At 51.6% G+C, this 17,027-nt stretch carries 14 protein-coding genes and 1 pseudogene; 7 read left to right on the top strand and 8 right to left on the bottom strand.

Annotated elements, in window-relative coordinates; all coding sequences use genetic code 11:
* Positions 1 to 14 precede the first annotated feature (14 nt).
* The gene (locus OGX80_RS13675) at positions 15 to 278 is read right to left on the bottom strand and encodes a hypothetical protein (protein WP_029883530.1); all 264 of its coding nucleotides are present in this window, start codon (positions 276 to 278) and stop codon (positions 15 to 17) included.
* Positions 279 to 395: 117 nt separating this feature from the next.
* Between OGX80_RS13675 and OGX80_RS13670 the strand changes: the two genes are divergently transcribed.
* Genes OGX80_RS13670 through OGX80_RS13660 form a run of 3 tightly spaced genes read left to right on the top strand, consistent with a single transcriptional unit; the run spans position 396 to position 2,822 of the window.
* Positions 396 to 986, top strand: a complete 591-nt coding sequence (locus tag OGX80_RS13670; RefSeq protein WP_286471256.1) for a phage repressor protein CI — start codon at positions 396 to 398, stop codon at positions 984 to 986.
* Positions 986 to 2,008: a phage integrase gene (locus OGX80_RS13665; RefSeq protein ID WP_286471255.1), complete on the top strand. Its 1,023-nt coding sequence runs from the start codon at positions 986 to 988 to the stop codon at positions 2,006 to 2,008. Before OGX80_RS13670 ends, OGX80_RS13665 begins: the two co-directional genes overlap by 1 nt.
* A 10-nt stretch (positions 2,009 to 2,018) precedes the next feature.
* Positions 2,019 to 2,822 (top strand): HNH endonuclease, encoded by an 804-nt coding sequence (locus OGX80_RS13660; RefSeq protein ID WP_286471254.1) that lies wholly within the window; start codon positions 2,019 to 2,021, stop codon positions 2,820 to 2,822.
* A gap of 321 nt (positions 2,823 to 3,143) precedes the next feature.
* Here the strand turns inward: OGX80_RS13660 and OGX80_RS13655 are convergent, their stop codons facing one another.
* Positions 3,144 to 3,467 carry a DUF1889 family protein gene (locus OGX80_RS13655; protein WP_115181093.1) on the bottom strand — a complete coding sequence of 108 codons (324 nt, stop codon included), beginning with the start codon at positions 3,465 to 3,467 and terminating at the stop codon, positions 3,144 to 3,146.
* A gap of 564 nt (positions 3,468 to 4,031) precedes the next feature.
* Here OGX80_RS13655 and OGX80_RS13650 point away from each other — a divergent pair.
* A pseudogene (locus OGX80_RS13650) lies at positions 4,032 to 4,129 on the top strand (hypothetical protein); the annotation flags it as partial.
* Positions 4,130 to 4,183: 54 nt separating this feature from the next.
* On the opposite strand, the gene dhaR reads toward OGX80_RS13650, so the two are convergent.
* A complete protein-coding gene (gene dhaR / locus OGX80_RS13645; RefSeq protein WP_012135209.1) occupies positions 4,184 to 6,109 on the bottom strand; it encodes a dihydroxyacetone kinase operon transcriptional regulator DhaR in 1,926 nt (641 codons plus the stop codon).
* A gap of 105 nt (positions 6,110 to 6,214) precedes the next feature.
* On the bottom strand, positions 6,215 to 7,312 hold the full coding sequence (locus tag OGX80_RS13640) for a glycerol dehydrogenase (protein ID WP_024130968.1): 1,098 nt from the start codon (positions 7,310 to 7,312) through the stop codon (positions 6,215 to 6,217).
* Positions 7,313 to 7,906: 594 nt separating this feature from the next.
* Here OGX80_RS13640 and OGX80_RS13635 point away from each other — a divergent pair.
* Positions 7,907 to 9,565, top strand: coding sequence for a glycerone kinase (locus OGX80_RS13635; RefSeq protein ID WP_115181091.1), 1,659 nt, complete (start codon positions 7,907 to 7,909; stop codon positions 9,563 to 9,565).
* 59 nt (positions 9,566 to 9,624) lie between these two features.
* On the opposite strand, the gene OGX80_RS13630 is transcribed toward OGX80_RS13635, so the two are convergent.
* Complete coding sequence (locus OGX80_RS13630) at positions 9,625 to 10,401, bottom strand: siderophore-interacting protein (protein WP_115591150.1); 777 nt, start codon at positions 10,399 to 10,401, stop codon at positions 9,625 to 9,627.
* Between the two features lie 239 nt (positions 10,402 to 10,640).
* On the opposite strand from OGX80_RS13630, the gene OGX80_RS13625 reads away from it, so the two are divergent.
* Positions 10,641 to 11,201, top strand: a complete 561-nt coding sequence (locus tag OGX80_RS13625) for a PadR family transcriptional regulator (protein ID WP_110493781.1) — start codon at positions 10,641 to 10,643, stop codon at positions 11,199 to 11,201.
* Here OGX80_RS13625 and OGX80_RS13620 read toward each other — a convergent pair.
* Entirely contained in the window at positions 11,198 to 12,763 is a 1,566-nt protein-coding gene (locus OGX80_RS13620; RefSeq protein ID WP_115181090.1) for a methyl-accepting chemotaxis protein, read from the bottom strand. The genes OGX80_RS13625 and OGX80_RS13620 overlap by 4 nt on opposite strands.
* 327 nt (positions 12,764 to 13,090) lie before the next feature.
* Entirely contained in the window at positions 13,091 to 14,611 is a 1,521-nt protein-coding gene (locus tag OGX80_RS13615; protein ID WP_049010696.1) for a methyl-accepting chemotaxis protein, read from the bottom strand.
* Between the two features lie 431 nt (positions 14,612 to 15,042).
* On the opposite strand from OGX80_RS13615, the gene ygjG reads away from it, so the two are divergent.
* On the top strand, positions 15,043 to 16,422 hold the full coding sequence (gene ygjG, locus OGX80_RS13610; protein ID WP_199972210.1) for a putrescine aminotransferase: 1,380 nt from the start codon (positions 15,043 to 15,045) through the stop codon (positions 16,420 to 16,422).
* A gap of 214 nt (positions 16,423 to 16,636) precedes the next feature.
* Here the strand turns inward: ygjG and OGX80_RS13605 are convergent, their stop codons facing one another.
* On the bottom strand, positions 16,637 to 16,969 hold the full coding sequence (locus tag OGX80_RS13605) for a tRNA-binding protein (protein WP_049009430.1): 333 nt from the start codon (positions 16,967 to 16,969) through the stop codon (positions 16,637 to 16,639).
* Positions 16,970 to 17,027: the final 58 nt, after the last annotated feature.

Below are 17,027 nucleotides of genomic sequence, written 5' to 3'. Positions count from 1 at the left end.
TCACATAAAGTGAACTAAGCACCAATGACGAGTTGAAAACGCGAATGCCCCAACGCTTTACGCATTTGCTCTTCTTTCCAGCGTGCGTAATAGATGCGAATCGGGCCACCCGCTTTTTTGCAGCCTTTACGGATCACGCGTTGCTCGATTGGCACGCGAGGGTTGTCGCCGGTTGTCCAGCGATATGCGGTACGCTCAGATACACCCTCTAACTCTGCAAACTGCTGCAGGCTGACAATAGGTGCGGGGATTTTGATGATTGCGATTTCAGAAGCCATATTGCATGATCCCTAAATTGATAGTTTCTTGACAGTGTGCGCATAGTTTTTGCCGACGTTTGCCACTCACTGCCACCATTCATAGCGATACTAATATTAATTTTGGTATCGCGCAACATGGGAATGCCAATTTTAATGATTAATGCCAATTTTAATAACGAGGCGTTACTAAATAGAATTTGCGAGGTCTACGGATTTACTCAAAAAATTCAACTCGCTAATCACTTCAAGATTGCCGCCAGTTCCTTACAGAATCGCTATACGCGAGGCAATATGTCGTATGATTTTGCGGTGCATTGCGCCCTAGAAACCGGCGTTAGCCTTAAATGGTTAATGACTGGTGAGGGAGATAAAAACCTATCAGATGATGAGCCTCAGCATTCCGTAGAGCTTCCTCTATTCGAATTGAGTGAAGGCGAGACTACCAGTATTGGTAGCCTTTCGTTAGACCTGAAGCTTTTTACTAAACCACTAAAAAAAGGGATTTCAGTCAAAAGCGATAACCGCACATACGTAATTGAGAAAGAGTCCTCTTTATCTGATGGACTTTGGTTAGTTGATATTGAAGGCGCAGCCAGCTTACGTGAACTAACTATTCTTCCCGGTAAAAAATTACATGTAGCCGGTGGAAAAGTGCCGTTTGAATGCGGAATTGATGAGATAAAAACAATTGGTCGTGTGGTGGGTGTTTACAGCGAGGTTAATTGATGACTGTCCGTAAAAATCCTGCCGGCGGGTGGATTTGCGAGCTTTATCCGAACGGGGCAAAAGGCAAACGCATCAGAAAGAAATTCGCCACCAAAGGCGAGGCGCTGGCGTTCGAACAGTACACAGTTCAAAACCCGTGGCAGGAAGAAAAGGAAGACAGACGCACTTTAAAAGACCTAATTGACTCATGGTATAGCGCCCATGGTATTACCCTGAAAGATGGTCTCAAGCGCCAGTTAGCGATGCATCATGCTTTTGAATGTATGGGCGAACCGCTCGCACGCGATTTCGATGCTCAGATGTTTTCCCGTTACCGGGAAAAGAGGCTCAAGGGTGAATATGCCCGTTCAAATAGGGTTAAAGAGGTATCAGCTCGGACACTTAATCTAGAGCTGGCCTACTTTCGCGCAGTGTTCAATGAGCTTAATCGGCTGGGCGAATGGAAAGGAGAAAACCCGTTAAAAAATATGCGCCCTTTCCGCACAGAAGAAATGGAAATGGCCTGGCTAAATCAAGAACAGATCGCCGTGCTGCTTGCTGAATGCCAGCGCCATGAAAATCGGGATTTGGTCAACGTGGTCAAAATTTGCCTCGCGACTGGCGCACGTTGGTCTGAAGCCGAACAATTGAAAAAAAGTCAGCTCACAAAATTCAAAATCACTTATATCAACACGAAGGGCAAAAAAAACCGCACCGTTCCTATTAGCAAGGAGCTATTTAACACCCTACCAGATGACCGCGCAGGTCGGCTATTTAGTGATTGTTATGGCGCGTTTAGGTCTGCTCTTGAGAGAACAGGTATCGAATTACCGGCAGGGCAACTGACTCACGTTCTGCGTCACACCTTCGCGAGCCACTTTATGATGAATGGTGGTAATATTCTGGTCTTACAACGTGTCCTCGGTCATACCGATATTAAAATGACGATGCGATATGCGCACTTTGCTCCTGATCATCTTGAAGATGCTGTCAAACTAAATCCATTGGCTGTATCAAACTCAACTCACACGATTGATTTATAAGGAATAGCTCATGTCAGAAAATAGACCATCTATACCAGCTGAAATCAAAAGAGAAGTTAGAAAGCAATGCGGGTTTGGTTGCGCCATATGTGGAATGCCTTTTTTTCAGTATGACCACATTGAGGAATATGCTGAAGTTAGAGAGCATACGGCTGATAATTTAGTGCTTTTATGCCCCAACCACCACTCAGCGAAAACAACAAAAAAATTATCACCTGAACGCATTCGTGAAGCCAAGCTCAATCCTTTCAATAAAAACAGAAATCTTACCTCAGGCTTTAAAGTTGAACCATCAAAGGAACTTCTCACTTTCCTTGGCTCTAATAAAGTTACTGGTTGGTATCCTGATGGCAAAGGAGAACATTGTCCTGTATGGGTGAATGGATATAGCTTTTTTACTATTCATAGTGATGAAGGATGGCTTACTGTATCAATCGACATTACTGATGAAATGGGCCGAGTTCTACTGTCAGTCAGGCGAGGAGAATTGGTAGTATCAACATCGGCATGGGATTACGAATATGAAGGGGATAATATAAAAATCCGAGCTGGGTTGGGGAGAATTTTATTGGATTTGAATCTGTCAGATACCAAAGTGGAAGTATTGAGAGGGATGTTCTTAGATGAACATCAAGATGGATTTATAGTGGAAAGTGATGGCTCATTGTTAACAAAATGTAATGGGGAAACGATGATGACCGGAAGGAACAACATTTCACAGGGCTTCGGATTCGGTGGATGGGGAATGATAAACTCAGCCTCAGTTCCTAACATTTCGCCACCTGGGGGATTTGGATTTTTCTTTTGCTGGTAAATAAAGAACTGCCTCAACTGCATCGTATCAAGGCTAAGAATATGGCGATAAAGTGGCGGTAGAAATGGCGGATAATGGGTAACAGATGGCAAACAGTGACAACCTATGTCAATGATAAATAATGCAAACTATTGATTTTCGGTTGTTACTGTACGAACTCATAATCGCTTGGTCGCTGGTTCAAGTCCAGCAGGGGCCACCAGATATCAAGGACTTGCGAGAAATCGCAGGTCCTTTTGTTTTTCTGGGCGACCGGAATAGATGCTCCCGAATTGAAGGCGAGAGCATCGGGGCAGATAGATCTTTTTGCGCGCGCTCAGCTTATACCAGTGCCCGAAGCTGCTCTCGCATATATAAAGAAAAATATTCAGGGTTTTTAATAAGCACCCGTTCTCCTGACGCAATTTTTTCAGCCCACCCGACCAATTTTTCCGTAAACCCGGCATTCCACCCTTCCCGATCGCCTCGGGCTGCCACATCTGCTGCTCTCGCCGGAACCCCCAACTCGTTCAAATATTTTAAAATCCCCTTGGCTGTACTTTCATCCATTGGGTGTGGAACTGAAGCGGATGTATTCATACCGTTAATGAAATCTAAGGCTTTATCAATGACTGCTGGCATACTTTTATCCTTAAAATTAACCATCTGAAAAACACCTCTCTAATATGCCCCTGGATTGAACTTAATATCAAAGAAATCATTAAATTTATCCTTTTCTTTCAACCAGGTTTCGAGGTGAGTCACAACACCATCCGTCTTCCTCTCCACAGATCAACCAGATAGCCCGCAAGGATGGAGACAACAAGCGCAGCAAGTGTGGGGGATTAGACGCCTGGTGAGGAGGCGGTCAGTGCCGGGTTCACCGAGAGAAAAAACAAAATTAATTACGCTCCAGTTTGATACGCCTCTAAAAATATGAGTTTCAGTATGAAACACAAATAATGGTCTGTAGAGAAAAGTGTGATCATGTCGAATGACATTAATCAAAAAATACGTTCGGAAGATAATTACGTTATCAATTGAGCAATTTTTATCCTGTTGACTTAATACCTGAGAGCGACAAAATAAAGAACACGAAATAAAACATTTACCGCCGCGCGATAATTCATCGCGGCCTCAGCCCTGTACGTCGTAGCAGGATATGTTATTGGCAGAAACTGCGTTGCGCTGTTTCTCTGAATGCTCATCCGAACCCTGGAAGGTCTTATTATGAGCTATCGTATGTTTGATTATCTGGTGCCAAATGTGAACTTTTCGGCCCCAATGCCATTTCGGTTGTGGGCGAACGCTGCAAACTGTTGGGCGGGCTGTAACCCGGAAAAATTCGCGGATATCGCCGGGAGCACCCGGCGAAAGCCGGTCTAGTCGTGATGCTTGCGCTTGAACTGGCTGGCGTCGATGTCGTACTGCTTCATCTTACGCCACAGCGTAGTGCGGCCAATGTTCAGCAAATGAGACATTTCCTGCACCCGTCCGCTGGTGACGCGGGCGGCATGGATAATCGCCTCTTTCTCGATAGCCGTAAACGTCAGGCTGGCGGGTAACAGCGATGATGTCGTATCCACGCCGGGGCGTTCAGAAAACAGATATTCCGGCAGATTACTCAGGCGGATGTGGCCGTTATCGCTGCTGATAGCGATGTTTTCGATGACGCTGTTCAGCTCGAAGTCATTGCCCGGCCAGGAATAGGCCACCAGTTGCGCCAGCGCATCATCATCCACCTTCAGGCTGGTTGAAAAGCGTTTTTTCAGGCCGTTCAGCCGGTTATAGACCAGCGAAGGGATGCTGTTACGCCGCGCGCGTAGCGGAGGAATAATAATTTCAAACGAATGCAGGGCATAGTAAAGCTGACGGCTAAAGCGGTTCTGCTCGACCAGATTCGCCAGATCAACCGTGGTCGTCGCGATCACTTTCACATCCACCGGGATCAGACGTCGCGCGTCAAGGCGGGTTAACACGCCCTGCTTGATCACTTGCAGCAGCGCAGACTGCAACTCCGGCGCCAGATATTCAATTTTTTCCAGAAACAGCGTGCCACCGCTCGCCAGTTCAAGGCGGCTCAGACGACCATTTTCATCATCGGTTGGCGCACTGCCCATAAAATCCTGCCCCAGTACGCTATTGGCATAGAGCTGGCAGTTTACGGCGATATAAGGCCCGCTCGCGCGTTCGCTTTCGTTGTGGATAGCCTGGCTGAGAAGCTCTTTGCCCACTCCTTCTTCACCACACAGCAGAACCGGGAAGCTCCCCCTTGCCGCCTGGCGACCAAAGTGGATCAACCGACGCGTTTCTGGATCGTCCGTCGACATCTGTTCAAAGGTATGGCTCACTTTCCCCAGTTGACTGGTCATCAACTGGCGCATTTGCTCCACCGGGTGCAGCAGCAGAATAAAGCTGTTGCCCTGCTCCTCAACTATCGGTTTCAGGGTAATGACGGCATCAACAAACTGATGCTGACTTTCAAAAGTCACTTCGACATGGCTCAACCCGCGGGCGTGTTTAATGGCGCGACGCAGCAAGGCAGGCAAATTGACCAGATCATGGATGTTTTTCCCCTGGCTGGCCTGCGTATCCAGATGCAGCATCGTGGCCGCCCGCGCGTTGAGAAACTGCAACACGCCCTGCTCGTTCCACGCCATAACGCCATCGTCCATGCTTTCCAGCAGCCCGTACATCTGATTCAGATGACGATTAGACTCGGCCAACAGGCTATCAGTTAACAGTGAATTTCCCACTTCACGGGCGATCGCCAGCGTCAGCGATAAATCAGAGACTGACTGGTGCTCCACCAGACAGCAGAGCGAAATGGAGCCAAACAGGCGGCCGTGATTATCAAATACCGGGGTTGAGCAGAATGACCACGGGTGCAGCGCCTGTTTAAAATGCTGCTCTCCGGCCGTTTTGGTTGGTTGCCCCGGCATGGTCGCCAGCGACAGCGCACAGCTGCCGATGATGCTTTCCGCACAGTAGCTGCCGTCGAGAAAGCCCAGTTCCGCCAGTTTCTCCAGCGTCCCGGGATCGCCGCAGCGGTTTAAGATACAGGCGGATTCATCCAGGATAAACAGCGCGCAAGGTCGTCCATCCATGAACTCCCAGGCATCTTCCAGCGCAGCCTGGCCTATCGTCAGCAACGCCGTTTTGCGTCGGCAAATCGATTCAAAGGTCAGCCCTTGCGCCTGGTGCGGCGTCTGCCAGGTTTCTCGCTGCATAAACTTGCTGCAACGATGCCATGACTGAGCGATGACGGAAGATACTTCCTTCCCGATGTCCTGCGTCTGAGCCGTCATATCCTTTTCCGCTGTTTTACCATAGACAACCCCTCCGGCCGGAACGGTCAGAGGGGAGGAGAAACTGCCTTTTCATCTCGGGAAGAGAACGTAACTAAAGGCGGATTAACGCGCCAGCCACTGCTGGCCTAACAGATCCGCCGTCAGAATCGCGGCATAAACGCTGTCCGGCGTCACCTCAAACGGCATATTGTGGATGGTTTCGCCTTCCGCGCAGGTCGCTTTCGCCACCGCCTGAATTTTCCCTTCAATGCCGTCTTTCACGCCCATCTGCGCGAGGGTAATCGGCAGCCCCACTTTCTCGCAGAACCCCAGAACGGTTTCGATCTCTTCCATCGGGCTGTTCTGTAATACCAGTTGCGCCAGCGTGCCAAACGCGACTTTTTCGCCGTGATACAAATGGTGGCACTCTTCCAGAATAGTGAAACCGTTGTGAATCGCATGCGCCCCGGCCAGACCGCTGCTCTCAAAGCCAATGCCGCTGAGATAGGTGTTGGCTTCAACGATACGTTCCAGCGCATCAGTCACAACGCCAGCCTGAGCCGCCAGACGCGCTTTTTCACCTTCTGCGAGCAATGTATCATAACACAGGCGCGCCAGGCTCAAGGCCGCCGCCGTAGACTGCCCGCCCGCCATGCTCGTCGCTCTGGCGTCATAGCAGGCTTTCGCTTCAAACCAGGTGGAAAGCGCATCCCCCATCCCGGACACCAGTAAACGCACCGGCGCTTTGGCGATGATTGCCGTGTCCATCACCACCATATCCGGGTTTTTCGGGTAGATCAGATACTCTTCAAACTCGCCCGCTTCGGTATAGATAACCGACAATGCGCTGGTCGGGGCATCAGTGGACGCAATAGTCGGAATAATAACGACCGGCAGTTTCTGGTAGTAGCCAATGGCTTTTGCCGTATCAAGCGTTTTCCCGCCGCCGATCCCCACCACGCCACGGCAGCCTTTTTGTTTCAAAATGGCCATCAGACGGTTGATTTCAACATGGCTGCATTCGCCATTGAAACGTTCTGCGTGGCAACGGATTTCGTGGCTATTCAGGCCATTCAGCACCTTCTCTCCCGCCAGCTTCATGACGAAGTCATCTGCAATCACGAAAAAGCTGTCCGCCAGGTCTTTGGCATATTGACCGAATAAGACAGAAGCATCAGGTCCCTGGAGATATTTGGCTGGAGATTGAATAACTTTTAGCATTCCTGTCATCCTCAAATAAGTGCATGTATTTACATGGTGAGCCCTGGCGTTATTCTGTTTGGCCCTGTGTTAATGGCGAAAACGGAGCGATACCGGAGCGATGCAATCACTGTAGGACGAGGCATCGCCAAAAAAATCTTTCCTCTTTTTGTTCTGAAATGGAACACAGAAAAATTCATCACGTTTCATAGTGGAACAATAAACCCTAAAAAACGGCAGGATTGCGATCCCGATCCGTTCAGCCTTCTCATAATGCCTCTGAAAAAAGGGGAATCATGCGTGGTTTTCGCCGTCGATTGCCGACAAGACAGGAAAATATTTTTCTGTCCGGCCAACTTTTCTGCGTGAATGAGCGGGAAAAAGGCGCGCTCCGGCTCGCATTTTGGCTTTTTTCCATCAGAAAACGTTTCATTACGGAACATAAAAGAATAATTTCGTTTCGTAATGAAACTCATTTTCCTCAAATTTTTTTCTTCATGAACTCAGCCAGAATCTCCTCATCGCCGACCTGCCCCGCAGCGTCCCGATGATGAGCGCCTCCGCAACCATAATGTGCAGCCGGGGGTCTGTTTTTCCCACTCTCCAGGAACCGTTATGACTCAATTCTTTTTTAACCAGCGACCCTATCTCGTCAACGACGTCATTGAAGGAACGATTATCTCCAGCCCGTGGAACAATCTGGTGCGCCTGGAGAGCGATCCGGCGATTCGTGTCGTGGTTCGCCGCGATCTGAACCGTAACAACGTCGCGGTGATTTCCGGCGGCGGCTCCGGGCACGAACCTGCCCACGTTGGCTTCATCGGGAAAGGCATGTTAACCGCTGCCGTCTGCGGCGATCTGTTTGCCTCCCCCAGCGTCGATGCAGTGCTGACCGCTATTCAGGCGGTCACTGGCGACGCCGGCTGCCTGTTAATCGTAAAAAACTATACCGGCGATCGTCTGAACTTCGGCCTTGCGGCAGAGAAAGCGCGCCGTCTGGGCTACAACGTTGAAATGCTGATTGTCGGGGATGACATTTCGCTGCCAGACAATAAGCACCCGCGCGGTATCGCGGGCACCATTCTGGTTCATAAAGTCGCCGGCTATTTTGCCGAACGCGGCTACAACCTGGCGACCGTCTTGCGTGAAGCGCAGTACGCCGCCAACAATACCGTGAGTCTTGGCGTTGCGATTTCCAGTTGCCATCTGCCGCAGGAGACGGAGAACGCGCCACGCCATCATCCTAATCAGTCTGAGCTGGGCATGGGGATCCACGGTGAACCCGGCGCATCAGTCATTGATACCCAAAACAGCGCGCAGATTGTGAGCCTGATGGCCGACAAACTCCTCTCCGCCCTGCCTGAGACCGGTCGTCTGGCGGTGATGGTCAATAACCTTGGCGGCGTCTCCGTCGCGGAAATGGCCATCATCACGCGTGAACTGGCGCGCAGCCCGCTGCATAAACGCATCGACTGGCTTATCGGCCCGGCTTCGCTGGTGACTGCGCTGGATATGAAAGGTTTTTCACTGACGGCAATGGTGCTGGAGGAAAGTATCGAAAAAGCGTTGCTCTCCGGGGTGGAAACCAGCAGTTGGCAAACGCCGGCGCCGCCGCGTGAGATAACCATTATGCCATCCTCACTGCAAAGCGCGCGGGTAGAGTTTCAGCCTTCAGAGAACGCGTTAGTTGCCGGGATTGTTGAGCAAATCACCCGCACGCTGTCCGATCTGGAAATGGATCTTAACGCGCTGGATGCCAAAGTCGGCGACGGCGATACCGGCTCAACCTTTGCGGCAGGCGCGCGTGAAATCGCGGGCCTGCTACACCGCCAGCAGTTGCCGCTCGACCATCTCGCCACGCTGTTCGCACTCATTGGCGAACGCCTGACCGTCGTCATGGGCGGCTCCAGCGGTGTGCTGATGTCCATTTTCTTTACCGCTGCGGGGCAGAAACTGGAGCAAGGCGCCAGTGTGGCGGAAGCGCTGAATACCGGTCTGGCGCAGATGAAGTATTACGGTGGCGCGGATGAAGGCGATCGTACCATGATCGACGCTTTACAGCCGGCCCTGACATCGCTGCTTGCGCAGCCACAGGATCTGCACGCGGCCTTTTCCGCCGCGCAAAATGGCGCAGAACGTACCTGTCAGTCCAGCAAAGCCAACGCCGGACGCGCATCCTACCTCAGCAGCGAAAGCCTGCTTGGCAATATGGACCCTGGCGCACACGCCGTGGCAATGGTGTTTAAAGCGCTGGCGGAAAGTCACAACGCCTGATAGTCAGCAGAAAACCGGGCCCGCAGTGGCCCGGTTAAACTTCCACCTGTAAGGAATGATTAAGCCGGCTTACGATGCCAGTATGCTGCGGCGCGCACCCGTTGCGGATCAAACTGTTCCGTCTCAAAGCGACGGCTCAGATGCTTAACCACTTTCCCTTCACCCGTGATCCAGATGAAATAATCCGCCTCCGGCACCGTTAATTGCGCCAGTCGCTCATCAATCGCCTGTTCATCGTGTCCGACCACCCATTCAATGGCAAAGCCATCAAGATGCGCCAGATAATCCTGATACGCGGCATCCTGTACGCTGACCAGCGCCGTAACATGCGGGCGAACGGACAAGCGTTCGAGCGCTTCCAGGCGGCGGCGCAGCGCTGGCATCCCTGACTCATCGCAGACATAAACCTGATATGCATAGTCTTCCGGCACCACCAGCGATCCACGCGGCCCACCGATGGTGAGCGTGTCGCCTTCGCGAGCGTTTACTGCCCATGTGCTCGCCACGCCGCCGTCGTGAATAAAGAAATCCAGCGCCAGCTCGTGCCGCTCTTCATCATATAAAGGCGTGTAATCGCGGGAAGCAGGACGTACGCCCTCTCCCCAGACAATCCCTTCGTCCGTCACCGTCGGAGGAACGAACAGGCTGCCCGGTTCAGGGAAAAACACTTTGGTGTGATCGTCAAAGCCGCGCGAGCTAAAGCCTTCCAGCGCTTCACCGCCAAGAACAATGCGCTGAAAACCGGCGCTAATACGCTCGACGCGCAGAATGGTAAGTTCACGAAAACGCAGTTCGTTACGAACGCGCTGTGGGTAGCGTGAGGATGTATTTATCATTTTTTCGCCTTCATGCAGATAATACGATATATCTAAATTAAATTTTAAATGATAATGATTGTTAGTTATGAAGATTGCAAGCACTTTTTTGATACAGTAACTTTCGATATATCTCACGATACAAAATAATTTTAATTACTTTAAAATCAATAAATTAAACAAAATAAAAATCGATCGACTTGCAAGATTACAAATTTTAGATATAAATTAGATATATCTAAATAAAACAGGAGTACATCATGCGACATCATCATGAAGGTTGCGAGAGAGAACATCACCACGGCCATGAACATGGCTGCGAGCACCGTCATGGCCGGGGCGGCGGCGGCGGACGTCGCCAGCGCTTTTTTGGCCACGGCGAACTACGCCTGGTGATTCTGGAAATTTTGACCCGCGAGGCCAGCCACGGTTACGAATTGATTAAAGCCATCGAGAACCTGACGCTGGGCAACTACACCCCGAGCCCAGGCGTGATTTACCCAACGCTGGATTTTCTTCAGGATCAGGAATTTATCACTATCAAAGAAGAGGACGGCGGGCGTAAGCAGATCACCATTACAGAGCTGGGGCAACGGTGGCTGGAAGAGAACCGTGAACACCTGGAGCACATCCACGAACGCGTGAAAGCGCGCTGCGTCGGCTTTGAACTGCGTAAGAACCCGCAGATGAAACGGGCGCTGGACAACTTCAAAGCCGTGTTGGATCTGCGGGTAAATCAGGGCGGGATCAGCGACGCGCAGCTTAAGCAGATCATCGGCGTTATCGATCGCGCGGCGCTGGAAATCAGCCAACTGGATTAAGCAGGCGGTACGTCCTCCGCACGGATGCGGAACACTTTCACGATCTCTTTTAAGTGCCGGGCCTGCTCATTCAGCGACGCCGCTGCCGCAACGGACTCCTCAACCAGACACGAGTTCTGTTGCGTGGTGGCGTCAATCAGCCCAATCGCGCTGTTGATTTGCGAAATCCCATCGGTTTGTTCGCGACTGGCCTGACCGATTTCACGCAGAATCACATCCATCTCTTCAACGTTATCCACCATACCATTAATCAACGCACTGGCTTTTTCCACCAGTTGCATCCCCTCCTGCGTCTGGCTGGTAGAGTCTTCGATCAGGTGGCGGATCTCACTGGCCGACGACGCGCTTTTTTGCGCCAGTTGACGAACTTCCCCCGCCACGACCGCGAAGCCACGCCCGTGTTCCCCGGCGCGAGCGGCTTCCACGGCGGCGTTAAGCGCCAGAATGTTGGTCTGGAAGGCAATAGAATCAATCAGGTTGATAATGTCGGACATGCGGTTAGAGGTCTCATTTATCACGCGCATTTTTTGCGTGACCTGACGCATCATCTCACCGTTATTTTTCACCACGCTGGCCGCATCGGCAGAAAGATGAGTCGCTTCGCTGGTGTGGTCCGCCGTATTTTTGACAGTGGCGGTAATCTGCTCCATAGAGGCCGCCGTTTGCTCAACAGAACTGGCCTGTTCTTCAGTACGCGCCGCCAGATCCTGGTTGCCCGCGACAATTTGCGCCGCCGCGCTGGAGATATTTTCAGAGCCGTTCTGAACTTCCTGCACGATCACCAGCAGACGGTTTTTCATCTCCATCAGCGCCTGCAACAGCACGCCGGTTTCATCCTTCTGCGCGATATGAATCGTGCGGGTCAAATCCCCCTCCGCAATCGCCCCGGCAAACTGCACGGCGTCATTAAGCGGCCGGGTAATGGAACGCACGATGTACCATCCCATTATCACTCCGGCGGCAATGCTGATAAGCGCCAGGAGAATCAGCTGTGCCCGGTTGGTGCGAAAATCCTGGTCAACCGACGCGCCCGCGTTGCGCATCAGCGTATCTTCAATAGCGATCAGCTCCTGTACTTTGGCTTTATACGCCTGCTGTATGTTGACGGTGGTCGTCATCATTTCCTGTATCGCCGCCGGACGATTATGGTTCTGAATTTCCTGCAAAATACGGAACCGGGAGGCCAGATACTGCTGACGCACATCGCGAATTCCGGCGATAATGGCCTTTGAGGCCTCGTCCTGACTGCTGGCGGACAGTTCATCGAGCAATACCGTAATGCGCTGGCTAATCGCATCCAGCTGCTTTTGCGACTCCTGGCTCCAGCGTCCTTCTTCATCCAGCAGCATCAGTTGCTGCATGCTAACGAAATCCTGAAAATTATCGATCAGCAGGTTGGCTTTCACCGTTGTGGGATAATCGTGAGTAATGATGTTCTGCATACTGGTATTCGTTCGATCCAGGCTGAACAACGAAAGGCCAGAACTCACGATCATCAGTACAATAAACAAACCAAACGCAATAAATAATTTCGAGCGGATCTTCATGTTATGCAAAAGCATATTTCCCCCTGGAGATTGTTTTTCCTCTATACAGGGTTCGTTATCGGTTACGGTTGTGCTAACTTTATGATATTGATCGTTTTTTATTTCAAGTTATTACAGTAAATAGTTTTCAACGATGAATATCGGCAGACCGATCGTTGTACAATTCATTTTTCAGGTTCGGGAAAATGAAGAATCACACAAAATAACGCAGCGGGTTTAAATAAGGAAATAGCTCGAAATGGTAAATATTTAATATGTGCTTAACATTGTTAGCCCAATATTATGACAAAACGCTTATCGGCTTCGATAAGCGTTTGTCGGCAGAAATAAAGGGAATTTGATTTAATGCAGAACCGTTACCGCGTCTTCCAGACGGCTGGCGCGATGTTTAACCATCGCTGAAACCTGAGCGCTCTCCTCCACCAGCTCGGCATTTTTCTGCGTGATATGGTTTAACTCATCCACGGCACGGGTCAGGCTGGAGAGTCCGTCCGCCTGTTCCAGCGTCGAGTGGCTGATTTGCGCAATAAGCTGAGTGACGTTTTGCACCTGAGCCACAATATCATCCATCGTGCGTCCTGCCGCATGCACCTGTTCGGAGCCGGACTGTACCCGGCTTGCGCTGGCGTCAATGAGCTTACGAATATCATTCGCCGCGCTGGCGCTTCGGCTGGCAAGATGGCGAACCTCCCCGGCGACAACGGCAAATCCTTTACCCTGCTCGCCCGCTCGCGCTGCTTCAACCGCCGCGTTCAGCGCCAGGATATTCGTCTGGAAAGCAATATCGTTAATCAGCGTAGTGATTGTGCCAATCTGCTGCGTGCTGTCAGCGATGTCATCCATCGTTTTAATGACGGTTTCCATCGCCTCTCCGCCCTGCGTCGCCGCACTGCTGGCCGCGCTGGATAATTTATCGGCGGCGGACGCGGTGGTGGAATTTTTCTTCACGGACTCCGCCATCTGGTTCATAGTCGTCACCGTCTGCTGCACATTCTCCACCGTCTGGCGGGTGTGTTTATTCAGATCGTCATTGCCTTTCGCTAGCGTCTCGCTGCCGTTTCTGACGCTGGAAACCTGGCTTGAGACGTCATTAATCAGCCAGCGGCACATAAGCCCAAGCTGGCCTACCGCGCGCAACATCAGCCCCAGTTCGTCACTACGGTTAAGATGCGATACGCTGTTACGCTCGCCCGTTGCGACTTTCAACGCCTGCCGGGCGACATTTTCGATCGGACGCACAATCTGCCATTCAAACACCGCCGTTCCCGCCAGCATCAGCAGGGCGTTCACGAATAGCGCTGGCCACGCAACGCCCATTTGCGCCATCGCCGCCATCAGCACCACGCCCGTTAGCGCCATAACGCTGCGTACACGCCAGCGAATGGGGATTGCCGGCAGTTTCCCCAGCCAGCCTTTACGCACCACCAGTCCTTTGTGGATACGTTTGTTGCTGCGGCCTTCATTCAGCGCCTTATACAAAGGCTCAACGGCCGCAATCTCTTCGTCTGTCGCGCGGGTACGAATCGACATATAGCCGGTCACGCGCCCTTCCCGCACCATCGGCACCGCATTCGCCCGCACCCAGTAGTGATCGCCATTCTTCCGTCGGTTTTTCACGATGCCGCTCCACGGCTCACCCTGCCTGAGGGTGTACCACATATCCGCAAACGCGGCTTTCGGCATGTCCGGGTGGCGTACCAGATTATGCGGTTGCGTAAGCAGTTCATTCAGCGTAAAGCCGCTTACCTGAACGAAGGTATCATTTGCATGGGTGATATAGCTTTGCAGGTCAGTTGTGGACATCAGGGTTGTATCATCATCCAGCGGATAATTATGCTGGCTGACGTAGGGATGAGAAGACATGGTTGCGTCCTGTGCAGGTTACTTGAATGTTAACTTTTCTGTCAGATGTTATTTCGGCGATAATTGATTTATCTTTAGTTGTTAAATTTGATTTAGATCGCAATTTGCGTTTAAACCGTAATATTTGTATGTTTTCTAATTCATTGATTTAAAATACTTTCATTGAGTAACTATTCAGTTCCGCTATAACTTCCGCCCCATATACGCACACCGCCCGCACCGTTCTGGTGCGACTGCCCGCTGGTCAGCCCCCGCTTCCCCACACACGCACTGCGCAAAATATCACCAATTGTTAATGAATGAGATTAAATATTGCACACTTGATATTTTCCCTGGTGTTTATCCCGATTTTCATGATCCGCGCCGATATGGCGCAATCCCTGCAATACTTAACTCAGTATCATGTGATACGCGAGTTCCGGGAGCATATTTTGAACAGGTTACCTTCCAGCGCATCGGCCCTGGCCTGTAGCGCACACGCACTGAATCTCATTGAAAAGCGAACGCTTGATCATGAGGAAATGAAAGCACTGAACCGAGAGGTGATTGATTACTTCAAAGAGCATGTTAATCCGGGGTTTTTAGAGTATCGAAAATCTGTGACCGCTGGCGGGGATTACGGAGCCGTAGAGTGGCAAGCGGGAAGTCTGAATACGCTTGTCGACACCCAGGGACAGGAATTTATTGATTGTCTGGGTGGTTTTGGCATTTTCAACGTGGGGCACCGTAATCCAGTTGTCGTATCCGCCGTACAGAATCAACTCGCAAAACAACCTCTGCACAGCCAGGAGTTACTGGACCCGCTCCGGGCCATGCTGGCTAAAACGCTCGCAGCGCTCACGCCTGGAAAACTGAAGTACAGTTTTTTCAGCAACAGCGGCACCGAATCGGTGGAAGCGGCGCTGAAACTGGCGAAAGCGTATCAGTCGCCGCGCGGTAAGTTTACCTTTATCGCTACCAGCGGCGCGTTTCACGGTAAATCGCTGGGGTCGCTTTCCGCCACGGCGAAATCCACGTTCCGCAAGCCGTTTATGCCGCTGCTGCCGGGCTTCCGCCATGTACCGTTTGGCAACATTGAGGGCATGCGTACTGCGCTTAGCGAGTGTAAAAAAACCGGCGACGATGTGGCAGCCGTCATTCTGGAACCAATCCAGGGCGAGGGCGGCGTGATCCTGCCGCCGCAGGGCTATCTGACCGCCGTGCGTAAACTCTGCGATGAGTTTGGCGCCCTGATGATTCTGGATGAAGTCCAGACCGGCATGGGGCGCACCGGTAAGATGTTCGCCTGTGAACATGAAAACGTGCAGCCTGACATTTTATGTCTGGCAAAAGCGTTAGGCGGCGGCGTGATGCCGGTTGGGGCAACCATCGCTACCGAAGAGGTGTTCTCCGTTCTGTTCGATAATCCGTTCCTGCACACCACAACCTTTGGCGGCAACCCGCTGGCCTGTGCGGCCGCATTAGCGACCATTAACGTGTTGCTGGAGCAGAATCTACCGGCACAGGCGGAGCAGAAAGGCGATATGTTGCTGGACGGCTTCCTCCAGCTTGCCAGGGAATACCCTGACCTGGTGCAGGACGCTCGCGGAAAAGGGATGTTGATGGCGATTGAGTTTGTTGACAACGAAATCGGCTACAACTTCGCCAGCGAGATGTTCCGCCAGCGGGTACTGGTTGCCGGGACGCTCAACAATTCGAAAACGATTCGCATCGAACCACCGCTGACATTAACAATTGAGCAGTGTGAGCAGGTGTTAAAGGCGACCCGCAAGGCTCTGGCGGCGTTACGGGTGAGCGTGGAGGAAACATAACACACCGCCGGATGGCGCTACGCTTATCCGGCCTACAGGAATCCGATCCGTAGGCCGGATAAGATGCGCCAGCGTCGCCATCCGGCAAGTTCACACAACCCGCACACCCGCAGGCATTACGCGTTCCGGCGTCAGCCTGTAGGCCGGATAAGACGCGCCAGCGTCGCCATCCGGCAATGTTCACACAACCCGCACGCCCGCCATCCGGCAATGTTCACACAACCCGCACGCCCGCAGGCATTACGCGTTCCGGCGTCAGCAATACGCTTTCACTGCCGTCATCGGTTTCGGCGCACAGCAACATGCACTCTGACGTTTCACCACGCATTTTGGCTTTTTGCAGATTGCACAGTACCACCACCGTTTTCCCCATCAGCGCATCCTCTCGGTAATAAGGTACGAGGCTGGTTACCGTTTGCAGCGTACGCTCGCCCACATCCACCTGCACAATGTAAAGCTTATCGGCATTATCATGACGCTTTACCTGCACAATCTTTCCAACACGCAGCTCCAGTCGGGCAAAATCCGCAAAGGCCACCGTCTCCATCTTCCCCCCTAGTAAAAATTTACTAAATTATAGCAATAATTTTTCCAGGCACTGTTCT

The organism is Citrobacter sp. CK194, from assembly GCF_030333395.1.
Taxonomy (GTDB): domain Bacteria; phylum Pseudomonadota; class Gammaproteobacteria; order Enterobacterales; family Enterobacteriaceae; genus Citrobacter_B; species Citrobacter_B koseri.
This window is presented reverse-complemented; position numbering and strand designations above follow the sequence as displayed.

Excerpts from the sequence above, each read along its gene's own strand:
- OGX80_RS13675 (WP_029883530.1), bottom strand. The coding sequence starts at position 278 with ATGGCTTCTGAAATCGCAATCATCAAAATCCCCGCACCTATTGTCAGC.
- OGX80_RS13670 (WP_286471256.1), top strand. The coding sequence starts at position 396 with ATGGGAATGCCAATTTTAATGATTAATGCCAATTTTAATAACGAGGCG.
- OGX80_RS13665 (WP_286471255.1), top strand. The coding sequence starts at position 986 with ATGACTGTCCGTAAAAATCCTGCCGGCGGGTGGATTTGCGAGCTTTAT.
- OGX80_RS13660 (WP_286471254.1), top strand. The coding sequence starts at position 2,019 with ATGTCAGAAAATAGACCATCTATACCAGCTGAAATCAAAAGAGAAGTT.
- OGX80_RS13655 (WP_115181093.1), bottom strand. The coding sequence starts at position 3,467 with ATGGTTAATTTTAAGGATAAAAGTATGCCAGCAGTCATTGATAAAGCC.
- dhaR (WP_012135209.1), bottom strand. The coding sequence starts at position 6,109 with ATGACGGCTCAGACGCAGGACATCGGGAAGGAAGTATCTTCCGTCATC.
- OGX80_RS13640 (WP_024130968.1), bottom strand. The coding sequence starts at position 7,312 with ATGCTAAAAGTTATTCAATCTCCAGCCAAATATCTCCAGGGACCTGAT.
- OGX80_RS13635 (WP_115181091.1), top strand. The coding sequence starts at position 7,907 with ATGACTCAATTCTTTTTTAACCAGCGACCCTATCTCGTCAACGACGTC.
- OGX80_RS13630 (WP_115591150.1), bottom strand. The coding sequence starts at position 10,401 with ATGATAAATACATCCTCACGCTACCCACAGCGCGTTCGTAACGAACTG.
- OGX80_RS13625 (WP_110493781.1), top strand. The coding sequence starts at position 10,641 with ATGCGACATCATCATGAAGGTTGCGAGAGAGAACATCACCACGGCCAT.
- OGX80_RS13620 (WP_115181090.1), bottom strand. The coding sequence starts at position 12,763 with ATGCTTTTGCATAACATGAAGATCCGCTCGAAATTATTTATTGCGTTT.
- OGX80_RS13615 (WP_049010696.1), bottom strand. The coding sequence starts at position 14,611 with ATGTCTTCTCATCCCTACGTCAGCCAGCATAATTATCCGCTGGATGAT.
- OGX80_RS13605 (WP_049009430.1), bottom strand. The coding sequence starts at position 16,969 with ATGGAGACGGTGGCCTTTGCGGATTTTGCCCGACTGGAGCTGCGTGTT.